Here is a 14,648-nt window from a genome sequence, read left to right on the forward strand (position 1 = left end):
ATAAAAGTGACCTGACGCAATATTTGCGTTTTGATGCTTATTGATAATGTTGTCACAAAAAGTGAGGGTGACTGCATGGATAAATTACTTGAACGTTTTTTACAGTACGTTTCGCTGGATACCCAATCTAAACCGGGTGTCCGCCAGGTGCCAAGCACCGAAGGCCAGTGGAAGTTATTAAACCTGCTTAAAGAGCAGCTCGACGCCATGGGGCTGGTTAACGTCACGTTAAGCGAAAAGGGCACTGTGATGGGGACGCTGCCGGCGAATGTCCCGGGTGATATCCCGGCGATTGGCTTTATCTCCCATGTCGACACCTCTCCGGATTTTAGCGGTAAACATGTGAACCCGCAGATTGTTGAAAACTACCGCGGCGGTGATATTGCGCTGGGCATTGGCGACGAAGTGCTCTCTCCCGTGATGTTCCCGGTCCTGCACCAGCTGCTCGGTCAGACGCTCATCACCACCGACGGGAAAACGCTGCTGGGCGCGGATGATAAGGCGGGGATCGCGGAGATCATGACGGCGCTGGCGGTGCTGAAAGGCAAAAACATTCCGCACGGGGATATCCGGGTTGCTTTCACGCCGGACGAAGAGGTGGGGAAAGGCGCGAAACATTTCGATGTGGAGGCTTTTAACGCGCAGTGGGCCTACACCGTCGATGGCGGTGGCGTGGGCGAGCTGGAGTATGAAAACTTTAACGCCGCTTCGGTCACCATTAAAATTGTCGGGAACAACGTTCACCCCGGCTCAGCCAAAGGGGTGATGGTGAATGCGCTGTCGCTGGCGTCGCGTATTCATGCTGAAGTCCCCGCGCAAGAGAGCCCGGAGATGACAGACGGGTATGAAGGTTTCTATCACCTGACCAGCATTAAGGGCACCGTGGATAGCGCCCAGATGCACTACATCGTGCGCGATTTTGACCGTAAAGCCTTTGAAGCGCGCAAGCGTAAGATGATGGAGATCGCCAAAAAGGTAGGCAAAGGGCTGCATCCTGACTGCTACATTGAACTCATCATCGAAGACAGCTATTACAATATGCGTGAGAAGGTGATGGCGCATCCGCACATAATTGATATCGCCCGGCAGGCAATGCGCGACTGCGATATTGAACCGATCTTAAAACCGATTCGTGGCGGTACCGACGGTTCGCAGCTGTCATTTATGGGATTGCCGTGCCCGAACCTGTTTACCGGTGGCTACAACTACCACGGCAAGCATGAGTTTGTGACGCTGGAAGGAATGGAAAAAGCGGTGAAGGTGATTGTGCGCATAGCGGAGTTAACCGCGAAGCGGTGAGACATTGCCCGGTGGCGCTGCGCTTACCGGGCCTAAGATCGAAAAGTAGGCCGGGTAAGGCGAAGCCGCCACCCGGCACATCTCAAGACTCAGTCCTCAAAAAACCAATACCCGCAGTTAACCAGCGCGGCCAGCATGGCGAGGAATGAGGGATCTTCCAGCGCATCGCCAAAGGTTTCAGCAGTCAGAACCATATGGCTGGCAATCGCTTCCAGTGCAGGACGGTGCGGGGAATCCAGCTTCTCGCCATTGACGAAGACCTCTTCACCGATGCGCAGCACGCGCAACCCGCCCAGACGAACCAGCTTGTCGCCCTGCTGAAGGGCATCATAAATCTCGTCAGCCTGATAAGGCGGCTCCGGAGGCGCCACGTCCAGCTCGTGGCGGGACTGGCTAATAAACTCGCCAAACCACTGTCTGAAATGTTCCGGCTCGTTGATCAGATCCAGCATCATACCGCGCAGCTTGTCCAGCTCTGCTGGCAGAATATCTGCCGGATGTTCGCGCGCAGGCACATCCGGATCGCTGTAGCGATAGCTGCCCAGCTCGCGTTGCAGAACATAGTCGGCAAAGCCGCTGATCATCTCGCGACCGCTCGGTGCGCGGAACCCAACCGAGTAGTTGAGCGAGTTTTCCAGGGAGTAACCCTCATGCGGGAACCCAGGCGGAATGTAGAGAATATCGCCTGGCTCCAGCTCTTCATCAATAATCCCTTCGAACGGATCCACCTGAAGCAGGTCCGGATGCGGACAGTGCTGTTTCATCGGCACTTTCTCGCCCACGCGCCAGCGGCGGCGACCCGTACCCTGAATAATAAACACGTCGTACTGGTCCAGGTGCGGACCCACGCCGCCACCCGGAACGGAGAAGGAGATCATCAGATCGTCCATCCGCCAGTCGGGCAGGGCGCGGAACGGGCGCATTAGCGCGGCAGTGGGTTCGTGCCAGTGGTTGACGGCCTGCACCAGCAGGGACCAGTTGTTTTCTCCGAGATGATCATAGCTTTCGAAAGGACCGTGACTGACCTGCCATTTCCCGTCCTGGTGACTGACCAGGCGGCTGTCGACTTCGTTTTCCATGGCCAGACCGGCCAGTTCGTCAGGCGAGATAGGGTCGACAAAGTTGCTGAACCCACGTTTCAGAACCACCGGGCGTTTTTGCCAGTAACGTTCAATAAACTCGGGCCAGTTAAGCGTTAAGTGATAATCCATATTTTTTTATTCCGCAGGTTCTTACTGACACGGATTATAACGGAAGCTCAGCCCCCCGGCTGCGAGATCCTCGCATTTTTCACATAACGGGTTAACTATCGTTCGATGTGGGCTGCTGGCGACCAAAAATCACTTCCATTCTGGCGCCGCCCAGCAAACTTTCGCTGGTTTCAATTTTTCCATCGTACTGGTCGACAATTTCACGTGCGACGGCTAACCCCACCCCCTGGCCGGGGCGCAGCGTATCGGCGCGCTGGCCGCGATCGAACACCACATCACGTTTATTGCGCGGGATCCCCGGGCCATCATCTTCAACGATAATATGTAACTCGTTATCCGTCTGACGCGCAGACACTTCAACAAACTCCAGGCAGTATTTACAGGCGTTATCCAGCAGGTTGCCCATGACTTCCATGAAGTCATTCTTTTCGCCGACAAAGCTTATCTCAGGCGAGATATCGAGGCTGATGTTGACCCCTTTACGCTGGTACACCTTGTTGAGGGCGGACGTAAGATTATCCAGCAGCGGTGCCACCGGGTGCAGCTCGCGGCTCAGAAGCGCGCTGCCGGAACGCATACTGGCGCGGTGCAGGTAATAGCCAATTTGCTGTGAGATTCGACTGATCTGCTCCAGCATCACCGGCTCGGCATCATCAACGCTCAGCTTTGAACTGCGCATTGAACGCAGGGTACTTTGCATCACGGCCAGCGGTGTTTTCAGGCTGTGAGTGAGGTCAGTCAGAGTTGTACGGTACTTATCATAGCGTTCACGTTCACTTTTCAGCAGGCGATTGAGATTACGTACCAGACTTGTCAGCTCACGGGTGGTTTCCGGATTGAGTTTTTCGCGATGGTGTTCCTCAAGCTCGCGCACCTCTCGCGCCAGGGATTCAATGGGGCGCAAGCTCCACCACGCCGCCACCCAAAGCAGCGGGATTACCAGCAGCAGGTTAGCGGCCAGAACATAAACGAACCAGCTCCAGACCCTGTAGGAGCGCTTGAGCTCGACAGGAATGGTGTCGATCACCACAATGGTCAACTGCGGCATGTTCATCGTCGCCGGGTAGATATTAATCGCCACGGAGTGCGTCATCTCCGTTTCGGCATCATCCTCGCGGATTTCATTGAGTTTCTGCTGCATAGAGCGATCTTCGCGAATCAGCGAGCTGGTGGTGTTAAGATCGGCTTCTATCTCATGAAAACCATTGGTTTTAAGCCACTCCGGACGAATGCTTTTAACCAGCCACGGGATATCTCTTTGCGCCCACAGCAACTTCCCTTTTTCGTTGTAAATCAGGGCTAAAGTAGGGCTCTGTTGATTCAGGTTCTCGGGCATTTCAACGCTGATACGGTTGTTTTCCCATTTCGCCAGAGTGTAAAACAGATTACTTTCGCCACGTAACAGTCGAAAAGTCGTTTTATCGAAGCTGACGCTGTAACCCACCAGGGCGACCATACCGTAGGAGAGCGACAGCACCAGCACCACTGCGGCCGTTGCCAGCAAAAAACGAACCCGCAGTGAGAGGGGCAGAATATGGCGCAAAATCTGTCTCATTTAGCGTAATTCAAACAGGTAGCCCTGGCCGCGGACGGTCGTGATCACATCCTGCGGGTACTGCGCCTGAATTTTCTTACGCAAACGCCCCATCAGCACATCAATAGTATGGCTCTCGCGCAGCTCCGCGTCCGGGTAGAGCTGGAGCATTAAGGAGTCTTTGCTCACAACCTTGCCACTGTTACGGATCAGCGTTTCCATGATGGTGTATTCGAATGCGGTCAGCTTGATCACTTCATTGTTAATCGAAAGCTCGCGTCGGGAGAGATCCACCTGGAAAGGCGGAATGGAGATAACCTGTGAAGCCAGCCCGCTGTTACGGCGTAATAGCGCCTGCATTCGCGCAGCCACTTCTTCAATATGGAACGGCTTGGTGACGTAATCATCCGCACCGGCGCTGAGCACTTCAACTTTGTCCTGCCAGCCTTCGCGGGCGGTCAGAACCAGCACCGGGAGAGAAACATCATGGCTGCGCCAGCGACGAATTAACGACAGACCGTCTTCATCAGGCAAGCCTAAATCGACAATGGCGATATCCGGCAGATGTTCATTGAGATAATAATCGGCTTCTTTTGCATCTTCAGCATCGTCCACCTGATGTCCCATCTCCTGAAGCTGAACCTTCAGGTGGTGGCGTAGCAATGCGTTATCCTCAACAACCAGTACGCGCATCATCTTTTCTCCCAGAATATGTAGTACGAATAGTTTAACGCTGATTATGTTGCCGTGGGGATAAACATTCAGTAAACCGGGGAAAAGCAACCCCCTTTCCGGGCGGAAAGGGGGGAAGGGGTGTTACTTCAGCTCGTCGACCATGGTAATGGCGCGGCCAATGTAGTTCGCCGGCGTCATGGCTTTCAGGCGCGTTTTCTCTTCTTCTGGCAGTGCCAGACCGTCAATAAACTGTTTCATGCCTTCAGCATCTACACGCTTGCCGCGAGTCAGCTCTTTCAGTTTTTCATACGGCTTTTCGATGCCGTAGCGACGCATCACGGTCTGAATCGGCTCCGCCAGCACTTCCCAGTTGTGATCCAGTTCGTCCAGCAGACGATCGCGATTCACTTCCAGTTTGCTCACGCCTTTCAGGGTGGACTGGTAAGCGATCAGCGCGTAGCCAATGCCCACGCCCAGGTTACGCAGCACGGTGGAATCGGTCAGGTCACGCTGCCAGCGGGATACCGGCAGTTTGCTCGCCATATGCTGCAGCACCGCATTCGCCAGGCCCAGGTTGCCTTCGGAGTTTTCGAAGTCGATTGGGTTCACTTTATGCGGCATGGTGGAAGAACCAATTTCACCGGCGATGGTTTTCTGCTTGAAGTGGTTCAGCGCAATGTAGCCCCACACGTCACGATCGAAGTCGATCAGAATGGTGTTGAAGCGCGCGATGCAGTCAAACAGCTCAGCGATATAGTCGTGCGGTTCAATCTGCGTGGTATACGGGTTCCACTGAATACCCAGGGAGGTGACAAACTCTTCACTGAACTGGTGCCAGTCCACTTCCGGGTAAGCGGCGATGTGGGCATTGTAGTTACCGACTGCACCGTTGATTTTTCCAAGAATTTCAACCTGTTCCAGTTGGCGGTACTGGCGCTCCATGCGGTACGCCACGTTCGCCATCTCTTTACCCATGGTGGAAGGGGTGGCTGGCTGGCCGTGAGTACGGGAAAGCAGCGGAATGTCGCGGTATTCCACGGAGAGCGCTTTCACCGCGTCGATGATCTTACGCCAGTAAGGCAGCACAACCTCTTTACGCGCGGTAGAGAGCATCAGCGCGTGAGACAGGTTGTTGATATCTTCAGAGGTACAGGCGAAGTGAATGAACTCTGACACCGCGTGCAGGGCAGGGACGCTTTCCACTTTCTCTTTCAGGAAGTACTCAACCGCTTTCACGTCGTGGTTGGTGGTGCGTTCAATGGTCTTAATGCGCGCGGCATCTTCTTCGCTAAACTCAGCAACGATTTTATCAAGGTAATCGTTTGCCTTTTCGTCAAAAGCAGGAACTTCCTTGATTGCTGCCTGGGCGGCCAGCTTCTGCAGCCAGCGTACTTCAACCTGAACACGGAACTTCAGCAAACCATATTCGCTGAAGATCCCGCGCAGCGCGCTGACTTTATCGCCGTAGCGTCCATCGACAGGGGATACGGCGGTCAGTGAGGATAATTCCATAATTCGCAACTCCGGGAGGTTAACAATGAGCAAGAATTTGTTTTGCCTGAGTGGTCAGGCGATTACGAGAAAACATTAACTGCAGACGGCCACCGCCAACCTGATGCCACAGCACGGCGGCGCGGATCCCTGCCAGCAGGGACGCACGTACTTTTGCCTGCACCTGTGGGCTTTGCAGCACGGCAGGGGATCCGGTGACCTGAATACGTGGGCCCAGCGGGCTGATGACATCAACGTAAATACCGGCCATCGCGCTCAGCAGCGTTTCGGATTGCAGATCAAAATGGTCGAGTTGACGCTGGAGCCCGCCGATACGATCGCCCAGGGTATTGAGCGCGCCTTTCGCCGCGCTCAACTTACGCTCAAGTACCATCAGGCTTAAGGTGTAGCGGGTCAGTTCTGCGTTTAACCCTTGACGACTACTGGCGTTAAGCACGCCAAGCAGGGTTTCAAGACCGAGACGAAGATTAGTTTCACTCCCACCAAATACACCCAGAGTTGAACCGGGGTTAAGGTCGATAACGCTGTTGAGTGAAACGTGCAGGGCATCGGCATCGCAATGACCCTGATGCGCCAGCTGTTGCACCAGACGGGCAGACTGGCAAATTCCTGCCAGCGCCAGGGTGATGTCGTAGTAGTTCTTCGCCACATGGTCTCCTTTATGTGTGCGCTCTGTTAAACAGCGGGCAGCGGCAGGCGCTGTTCAATGATCCCGCCGCCCAGGCAGATTTCGCCGCTGTAGAAGACAGCAGACTGACCCGGGGTGACGGCGGCAACCGGCTCGTCAAAACGCACGTCAATGCGATCGTCATCGAGCGCTGTAACGGTGCAAGGAATATCGGTCTGACGGTAGCGCGTTTTCACCGTGCAGCGCAGCGTGCCTTTCAGCGGCTCGCGATCGACCCAGTGCAGCTGTTGCGCGATAAGGCCAACGGACATCAGACGCGGATGGTCGTGCCCCTGGGCGACAACCAGAATATTGTTTTCGACATCTTTGTCGACCACATACCACGGATCTTCGCTGCCATCTTTGGTTCCACCGATACCCAGACCTTTGCGCTGGCCTAAAGTATGGTACATCAGCCCCTGGTGCTGGCCGATCTCATCGCCATCAACGGTGACAATTTTACCCGGCTGTGCAGGCAGGTAGCGGCCAAGGAAATCACGGAATTTGCGCTCACCGATGAAGCAGATGCCGGTAGAGTCCTTTTTCTTTGCGGTGATCAGGTCCAGCTCTTCCGCGATTTTACGTACCTGCGGCTTTTCCAGCTCGCCAACCGGGAACAGGCTCTGGGCGATCTGTTCGTGGCTCAGGGTATAAAGGAAGTAGCTCTGATCTTTGTTGCCGTCCAGACCGCGCAGCAGTTGGCTTTTGCCATTCACATCTGCACGACGCACGTAGTGGCCGGTCGCAATGTAGTCTGCGCCCAGATCTTCCGCAGCGAATTCCAGGAAGGCTTTAAATTTGATCTCTTTGTTGCACAGAATATCCGGGTTCGGGGTGCGCCCCGCTTTGTACTCTTCCAGGAACAGTTCAAAGACGTTATCCCAGTATTCTGCAGCAAAGTTTACGGTGTGCAGTTCAATGCCGAGCTTATCGCACACGGCCTGCGCATCGGCGAGATCCGCAGCGGCAGTGCAGTATTCCTCGCCATCATCTTCCTCCCAGTTCTTCATGAACAGGCCCTCCACCTTATAGCCCTGTTGCTGTAACAGGTAGGCGGAAACGGAGGAATCGACACCGCCGGACATGCCGACGATCACTTTTTTCTGGCTGTTATCTGACATGGAATACTCACGACATTGAACTTCAAGGCGGCGTATTCTATCACGCCCCCCCACCATTGGCACCCTCTGTAAACGGCCAGTTAAATGCGCCGATGACTTCCAGCGGTAAGCGGCCAGCAGACTGCCAGCAGCGAATGCTTTCCGCAACCAGCGGCGAGCGCAGGTTTGGCGCGTTAAGGATCTCCTCGGCAGTCACCCACAGGCAGCGGTCGATATCGTTATCCTGCGGCTCTGTGGCGCACATTTCGCTAAGCTCGACGGCAAACAAGAAGCGCAGGAACGGGGTGCTATCGGGCGCAATCCACTGATGCAGTCGGATAAAGTGCTGGGGTTCGGCGTGTATGCCGGTCTCTTCCCACAGCTCGCGTTTTGCTGCCTGCAGTAAGGTCTCATTGGCTTCAAGGTGCCCGGCTGGCTGGTTCCACAGCGCTTTACCGTTAATGCTCTCTTCGACCACAAGGAATTTACCCTGGGCGTGGACCACGCAGGCGACCGTAACATGAGGTTTAAACATAGTGACTCCTTAAGCGGTAACGTCTCGCCATTCACCGTTTGCCAGCGTTTCCAGGGTGTAGCTGCCCATGGCGTAGCGAATCAGACGCAGAGTAGGGAAGCCGACGTGAGCGGTCATGCGCCGAACCTGACGGTTGCGGCCTTCATAAAGGGTGATTTTGAGCCAGCTTGTCGGAATGGATTTGCGTTCGCGGATGGGCGGATTGCGCGGCCATAGCCACTCCGGTTCATTCACGCGTTCAATACCTGCAGGCAGGGTTGGGCCATCGTTCAGCGTTACGCCGCGGCGTAATTTCTCCAGCGTTTCTTCGTCCGGTTCGCCTTCGACCTGCACGAAGTAAATTTTGCCCGTGCGTTTTCCCGGCTGTGTGAGCTTTGCCTGCAGAGCGCCGTCGTTGGTTAAAACTAAAAGTCCTTCGCTGTCCCGGTCCAGACGCCCGGCGGCGTACACGCCCTGAACGGGAATGTAATCCTTCAGCGTGCTGCGTCCGGCCTCATCGGTGAACTGCGGCAAAACATCGTAGGGTTTATTGAACAAAATAACCCGCTTCGGCTGGGTTTCTTGCGGTCTTCTGGCGGCTTGTCGCGAGCTGAATCGCTCAACCCGGTGTTTTGTAAAAGAAGTTTTCTTCATGGTATTTTCAGGCGTTATCAATTGCCGCATTATAGCCTAATAACGAAGACCTTTCATGGCGCAGGACATTCAGGTACTATCGAAGGGCTCATTACAATTTATTAACATAAGATCAGTAACAACCAGAAGCGCTCGAAGGAGAGGTTAATGGAAAGCAAAGTAGTTGTTCCGGCGGAAGGTAAAAAGATCACCCTGCAAAACGGCAAGATTAACGTTCCTCACAATCCGATTATCCCGTTCATTGAAGGTGACGGTATCGGTGTAGACGTTACCCCGGCAATGCTGAAAGTGGTTGATGCCGCTGTTGAGAAAGCCTACAAAGGCGAGCGTAAAATTTCCTGGATGGAAATTTACACCGGTGAGAAATCGACTCAAGTTTATGGCCAGGACGTCTGGCTGCCAGCAGAAACGCTGGACCTGATCCGCGACTACCGCGTTGCTATCAAAGGCCCATTGACCACCCCAGTCGGCGGCGGTATCCGCTCCCTGAACGTGGCACTGCGTCAGGAGCTGGACCTGTACGTCTGTCTGCGTCCGGTGCGTTACTATCAGGGCACCCCAAGCCCGGTTAAGCACCCTGAACTGACCGATATGGTTATCTTCCGCGAAAACTCAGAAGACATCTACGCGGGCATCGAGTGGAAAGCAGACTCTGCAGACGCAGAAAAAGTGATTAAATTCCTGCGCGAAGAGATGGGCGTGAAGAAAATTCGCTTCCCTGAACATTGCGGTATCGGCATCAAGCCGTGCTCCGAAGAAGGGACTAAACGTCTGGTGCGCGCGGCTATCGAATACGCGATCACTAACGACCGTGACTCTGTGACTCTGGTTCACAAAGGCAACATCATGAAGTTCACCGAAGGTGCTTTCAAAGACTGGGGTTACCAGTTGGCGAAAGAAGAGTTCGGCGGTGAGCTGATCGACGGTGGCCCGTGGCAGAAGATTAAGAACCCGAACACCGGTAAAGAGATCATCGTTAAAGATGTGATCGCCGATGCGTTCCTGCAGCAGATCCTGCTGCGTCCTGCTGAATACGACGTGATTGCCTGTATGAACCTGAACGGTGACTACATCTCTGACGCCCTGGCAGCACAGGTTGGCGGTATCGGTATCGCCCCTGGTGCAAACATCGGTGACGAGTGCGCTCTGTTCGAGGCGACCCACGGTACTGCTCCTAAATATGCAGGTCAGGACAAAGTGAACCCAGGCTCTATCATCCTGTCCGCAGAGATGATGCTGCGCCACATGGAATGGTTCGAAGCCGCGGACCTGATCGTGAAAGGTATGGAAGGCGCGATCAACGCGAAAACCGTAACTTACGATTTCGAACGTCTGATGGAAGGCGCCAAGCTGCTGAAATGCTCAGAGTTTGGCGACGCGATTATCGCGAACATGTAATCCAGATTCTGGGTTAAACAAGAGCGGGGGCCTGAGGGTTCCCGTTTTTTTTGCCTCTGCCTGCAGGAAATAACACGATGCTAGCCACTGTTCTTACCGCTGTCGTTGCATTTATCCATCTTTACATCCTTGTGCTGGAAATGTTCCTGTGGGACACCAGAACAGGGCATAAGGCGTTTAACCTCAGCCCGGAATTTGCGCGTGAAACCCGCGTGCTGGCCGCGAATCAGGGGCTATACAATGGTTTTCTTGCGGCGGGTTTGCTCTGGAGTCTGTGGCTCGGTGAAGAGGGTGTTCATGTGGCCATCTTCTTCCTGGCCTGCGTGCTGATTGCCGGTCTCTTTGGCGCAGTGACCGCCAGCCGTAAGATTCTGTATGTTCAGGCTTTACCTGCGCTTGCCGCCTTGCTGGCGCTGCTTATCTGAAGCAACGCGTTGGTCAACCGTGCGTCGTCCGATATACTTGTGGCTTCATCCTGAGAGGTTTAGACAGTTATGAATAACGACATCCCATTGAAGTATTATGACATCGTCGAAGAATACGCGACGGAAGCCGCAAAGCCTGTCAGTGAGTCAGAGCAGGACCCATTGGCGCATTATTTCCAGCTGCTGCTCACGCGGTTATCAAATAATGAGGAGATTGATGAGGAAGCTCAGCAAGAGATGGCGCGTGAAGCCGGGGTTCATGCTGAACGTATTGATGATATTGCGAACTTCCTTAATCAGTGGGGAAATGAATAGCCTACCGCGCCAGACCCAGGAGCCGCTTCGCAAGCTCACGGCGGGAAACAGATTTTGAAAAATACCATCCCTGAACCAGAGCCTCAGGATATCGTTCAGCAATAAAGCGGAATTGTATTTCGTTCTCAACGCCTTCGAAAACCAGCGTTTTATTCAGTTTTGCGAGGGCGTCGCTAAAGATCACAAAAATGTTCTGCTTATAATGCTCACTGATGCCATCGACCAGCGACTTGTCGATTTTGATCTCATCATATTCAAGAAGCGAAAGCCTGGCCAGGTTGGAGTTTTGCACACCGAAGTCATCAATGGATATTCTGACACCAAGGGATTTTAACTTCTGACAGAAGCCCTCCAGAATATTCGCGGTGGAAACGGCTTTTTCAGAGAGTTCGACTTTTACCAGAGACAGCGGAATGTTGTTGGCTAAACATCCACAGCGCAAAATGCTGATAAATTGTCCATCTTCAATTTCCGTTCGACCAACATTGAGCGAAACGACCAGTTGATGCTTAAGCACCAGCGGTGCGATGTCCTTAAGGGATTTCTCAAGAATATGGGTATAATATTTTTTATACAAACCAATTTTCTGGATTAATGGAATAAACAATTCCGGCGAGACGTCACCGTGTTTTGCGTCGCGCCATCTCGATAAAACCTCCACGCCCACTATTTTGCTATCCTGAATGCGAATTATGGGCTGGTAGTGAACGCCAATAGTGTTGGTTAAGACGGCTTTAACCAACGTCCGTTCCAGTGAAAAGCGGTCTTCATTGAGTCGAAAGAAAAATAACGTTATCGCAATCCAGATAAAACATAAAATAGCCACGAGAAAGGCAAACACCGCGGGAGATAACGAGGCCAGTCCTGCATGGTGATGCTTCACAATGACGCACAAATCCCAGGAAGTGCTGCACTGTGTGAGGGTGAGGGTAAATAACGTGGAATGTACCCCATCCTGTTCTTTTACCTCATGGGTTGCTGAAAAAAATATTCTGGCAAAGTCTTTGGTGGTTGCGATGAGTGAGTAATTGTTGGTAACCGGGGTGAATTTATCGTAAGCGTAGCGGGAGGAGAAGATAATAAGATTATTGTAGATGGCCGCATTGCCCGTGAAAAAATCTTTTCTGGAAAATTGCGCGAGCAGGAATCCCCTGGGTGTTTTATGGAGCTCTGCTGGAAGGGGGACAGGGTTAGCGAGTTTTCCCCAAAAAGCGGTACAGATTATTTTTCCCTGCTCTATAAAACCGATGTCTGCAAAATAAAGGCTGTCGAGCTTAATCTGTCTGTAGCGATCAAGGCTGGCTTTGTCGCATCCCTGAGTGGTCAGGCCTTTAAGTGTCTGCGCCACGCTCTGAGACAGGCCTTCTGAATACTGTAAAAGGGTCTGGGAAATCTCACGCAGTTTGCTTTTCTGCTGGCCCATGATAACCGCATTGACCGTATAGAGAGACAGAAAGACCAGAAACGCTGAAACGATAGTAACGGCAACGATCTTTTTCATTTTCCAGATACCTTGTCCGCTCCCTGATTTTTCAAATCTTATCACAGGCTGGGCTTGCTACAAGCCTGATAATATGGGTAGTCAGCCTAATCCAGGCGGATGAACTATGCTTAAGTGCAATTCATTTTCCTCTTAACCTGAGCTTTGTTACAGTGACAAGAGTTGTCAGCCAGGGATGTCAGGCGTGATAAGGTGGAAAAGCTCGTGCATGTCAAAAATACTTTTTACACAACAACCATTACCGTCATCATTGTCTCGTTGATCATTTCATTGTCGCTTGCCGTGCAGATTGCAACCTCCCGACAGCAGTCAATCCAGCAGATCAATACCAGCGTTGCCAACCTGAGCCATACCCTGAATGTCTATACAGAAGGGATCATACGCCAAAGTGAAATGTTGATTACCACCGTTTCCGACACCCTTGAAATTTATGGCATGACCCCGCAACAGGCGACCAATATTCAGCGAATGATAAGCAATCAGGATAACCTTCTTACCCAGATTAATAATGTGGTTGTCTATGATGCGCATGGGGATATCTTCACCGCCTTGCATGAAAATTTTGCAGGTCCCCGTAAAGGCGCGGACCGGTCATTCTTTGTCTATCACAAGGAAAATAAAAGCCAGCAGATATTTATTGGCGAGCCAGTGATAAGCAGAACCAATGGTAAATGGGTTATTACCATTAGCCGACGCCTTGAGACTCACACGGGGGCATTTAACGGCGTCGTGGTAGTGACCCTGGGTATCGAAAATTTTCTGGCCCTTTATGGACAGATCAATATCGGACACGCAGGCGTTATTGGCTTAACGACACAAACAGGCGTTTTACTGATTCGCTACCCCTTTAAGAATACCTATATCGGTACGATTTTTTCCGATTCCCCTCTCTTCAGGAAATACCTGAAAGTACAAAATACAGGGATAGCCAGCTCCGTTTCCCGGTTTGATAAAATCGAACGCATTTATGCCTATGAGAAAAACAGCCGCTACGGACTGGTCACGACGGTGGCGGTCAGCGCGGATGAAGCCCTTTCTCCCTGGCGCAAGCAGGCGATTCAGCTTGCCTTACTTATTTTCGTTTTTACCGCGATACTCATCGTGGCGTCTTATTTCCTGTATTCCGACTTATCCAGAAAAACACGGGATAACAAAGCGCTAAAGATTATTGCCTCGGAGGATGCCCTGACCGGGCTTTATAACCGACGTATTTTCGATGAAAAAATTCTCTCCGACATTGCGATGTGCGCGGCAGAGGACGCGCCGATTTCGCTCCTCCTCGTGGATGTGGACTACTTCAAAAAGTACAACGATAACTATGGTCACCCGGAAGGGGACAGGTGTCTGGCATTACTGGGAAACTGCCTCAGGGAAAGCCTCACTCGCGACAACCAGCTTGTGGCGCGATATGGCGGGGAGGAGTTTGCATTGATATTGCCTGAATCGGATATCCAGGAGGCGCTCCGCCTTGCACAGACGATTATTCGCAATGTCTTCTCTCTCCACATTGAACACGCGTTCAGTCCTTTCGGGCGGGTCACGGTGAGTGTAGGCATATCTACTGCGCGTGCTGTCGACATCGCGGGCAGTCAGCAGAATATTATTATTGCCGCGGACCAGGCGCTCTATCAGGCAAAACGCGGAGGCCGTAACCGGCACGCTTTTGTTGGGGTATAACCCAAAAAAAAGCCCACGAAAGCGTGGGCAAGAAATACTGGAAGCAATGTGAGCAATGTCGTACTGAATACCTGAGTATTTCTCTCAACTATTCAGTGTTGAGAAAGATAATCTTTCTCAACAAAAGATGCAACCCCACATTTCCTGGGGAAGGGCATTTTGATGG

14 protein-coding genes are annotated in these 14,648 nt (G+C 52.6%); 5 read left to right on the forward strand and 9 right to left on the reverse strand.

Going from position 1 to position 14,648, the window contains the following annotated elements; translation table 11 throughout:
• Window positions 1-75 precede the first annotated feature (75 nt).
• Window positions 76-1,299, forward strand: coding sequence for a peptidase T (gene pepT / locus L383_RS19270; protein WP_014883416.1), 1,224 nt, complete (start codon window positions 76-78; stop codon window positions 1,297-1,299).
• A gap of 89 nt (window positions 1,300-1,388) precedes the next feature.
• On the opposite strand, the gene L383_RS19265 is transcribed toward pepT, so the two are convergent.
• From L383_RS19265 to rluE, 8 genes are all read right to left on the reverse strand, one after another.
• Window positions 1,389-2,510 (reverse strand): ribosomal protein uL16 3-hydroxylase, encoded by a 1,122-nt coding sequence (locus L383_RS19265; RefSeq protein ID WP_023332722.1) that lies wholly within the window; start codon window positions 2,508-2,510, stop codon window positions 1,389-1,391.
• 91 nt (window positions 2,511-2,601) lie between these two features.
• Window positions 2,602-4,065 (reverse strand): two-component system sensor histidine kinase PhoQ, encoded by a 1,464-nt coding sequence (gene phoQ / locus L383_RS19260; protein WP_014883419.1) that lies wholly within the window; start codon window positions 4,063-4,065, stop codon window positions 2,602-2,604.
• The gene (gene phoP, locus L383_RS19255) at window positions 4,066-4,737 is read right to left on the reverse strand and encodes a two-component system response regulator PhoP (RefSeq protein WP_014883420.1); all 672 of its coding nucleotides are present in this window, start codon (window positions 4,735-4,737) and stop codon (window positions 4,066-4,068) included. It abuts the gene before it with no gap.
• A gap of 123 nt (window positions 4,738-4,860) precedes the next feature.
• Window positions 4,861-6,231: an adenylosuccinate lyase gene (gene purB, locus L383_RS19250; protein WP_014883421.1), complete on the reverse strand. Its 1,371-nt coding sequence runs from the start codon at window positions 6,229-6,231 to the stop codon at window positions 4,861-4,863.
• Between the two features lie 19 nt (window positions 6,232-6,250).
• Window positions 6,251-6,880, reverse strand: coding sequence for a high frequency lysogenization protein HflD (gene hflD, locus L383_RS19245; RefSeq protein ID WP_014883422.1), 630 nt, complete (start codon window positions 6,878-6,880; stop codon window positions 6,251-6,253).
• A 26-nt stretch (window positions 6,881-6,906) separates the two neighbouring features.
• A complete protein-coding gene (gene mnmA, locus L383_RS19240) occupies window positions 6,907-8,019 on the reverse strand; it encodes a tRNA 2-thiouridine(34) synthase MnmA (RefSeq protein ID WP_014883423.1) in 1,113 nt (370 codons plus the stop codon).
• Window positions 8,020-8,059: 40 nt separating this feature from the next.
• On the reverse strand, window positions 8,060-8,533 hold the full coding sequence (locus tag L383_RS19235; protein ID WP_023332725.1) for an NUDIX hydrolase: 474 nt from the start codon (window positions 8,531-8,533) through the stop codon (window positions 8,060-8,062).
• 9 nt (window positions 8,534-8,542) lie between these two features.
• Window positions 8,543-9,196, reverse strand: coding sequence for a 23S rRNA pseudouridine(2457) synthase RluE (gene rluE, locus L383_RS19230; protein ID WP_014883425.1), 654 nt, complete (start codon window positions 9,194-9,196; stop codon window positions 8,543-8,545).
• 117 nt (window positions 9,197-9,313) lie between these two features.
• Here rluE and icd point away from each other — a divergent pair, with 117 nt between their 5' ends.
• The 3 genes from icd to L383_RS19215 all read left to right on the forward strand — a co-directional run bounded on the left by icd (window position 9,314) and on the right by L383_RS19215 (window position 11,304).
• On the forward strand, window positions 9,314-10,564 hold the full coding sequence (icd, locus tag L383_RS19225) for an NADP-dependent isocitrate dehydrogenase (protein WP_014883426.1): 1,251 nt from the start codon (window positions 9,314-9,316) through the stop codon (window positions 10,562-10,564).
• 77 nt (window positions 10,565-10,641) lie between these two features.
• On the forward strand, window positions 10,642-10,989 hold the full coding sequence (locus L383_RS19220; protein ID WP_023332726.1) for a DUF1304 domain-containing protein: 348 nt from the start codon (window positions 10,642-10,644) through the stop codon (window positions 10,987-10,989).
• A gap of 69 nt (window positions 10,990-11,058) precedes the next feature.
• The gene (locus L383_RS19215; RefSeq protein ID WP_014883428.1) at window positions 11,059-11,304 is read left to right on the forward strand and encodes a DUF2543 family protein; all 246 of its coding nucleotides are present in this window, start codon (window positions 11,059-11,061) and stop codon (window positions 11,302-11,304) included.
• Window position 11,305: 1 nt separating this feature from the next.
• Here L383_RS19215 and L383_RS19210 read toward each other — a convergent pair whose 3' ends face one another.
• Entirely contained in the window at window positions 11,306-12,805 is a 1,500-nt protein-coding gene (locus L383_RS19210; protein WP_023332727.1) for an EAL domain-containing protein, read from the reverse strand.
• 192 nt (window positions 12,806-12,997) lie between these two features.
• Between L383_RS19210 and L383_RS19205 the strand changes: the two genes are divergently transcribed.
• Window positions 12,998-14,482 carry a sensor domain-containing diguanylate cyclase gene (locus tag L383_RS19205; protein ID WP_230678191.1) on the forward strand — a complete coding sequence of 495 codons (1,485 nt, stop codon included), beginning with the start codon at window positions 12,998-13,000 and terminating at the stop codon, window positions 14,480-14,482.
• The last annotated feature ends 166 nt before the right edge of the window (window positions 14,483-14,648 follow it).

It is taken from the genome of Enterobacter sp. MGH 37, assembly GCF_000534515.1.
GTDB classification, from domain to species: domain Bacteria; phylum Pseudomonadota; class Gammaproteobacteria; order Enterobacterales; family Enterobacteriaceae; genus Enterobacter; species Enterobacter kobei.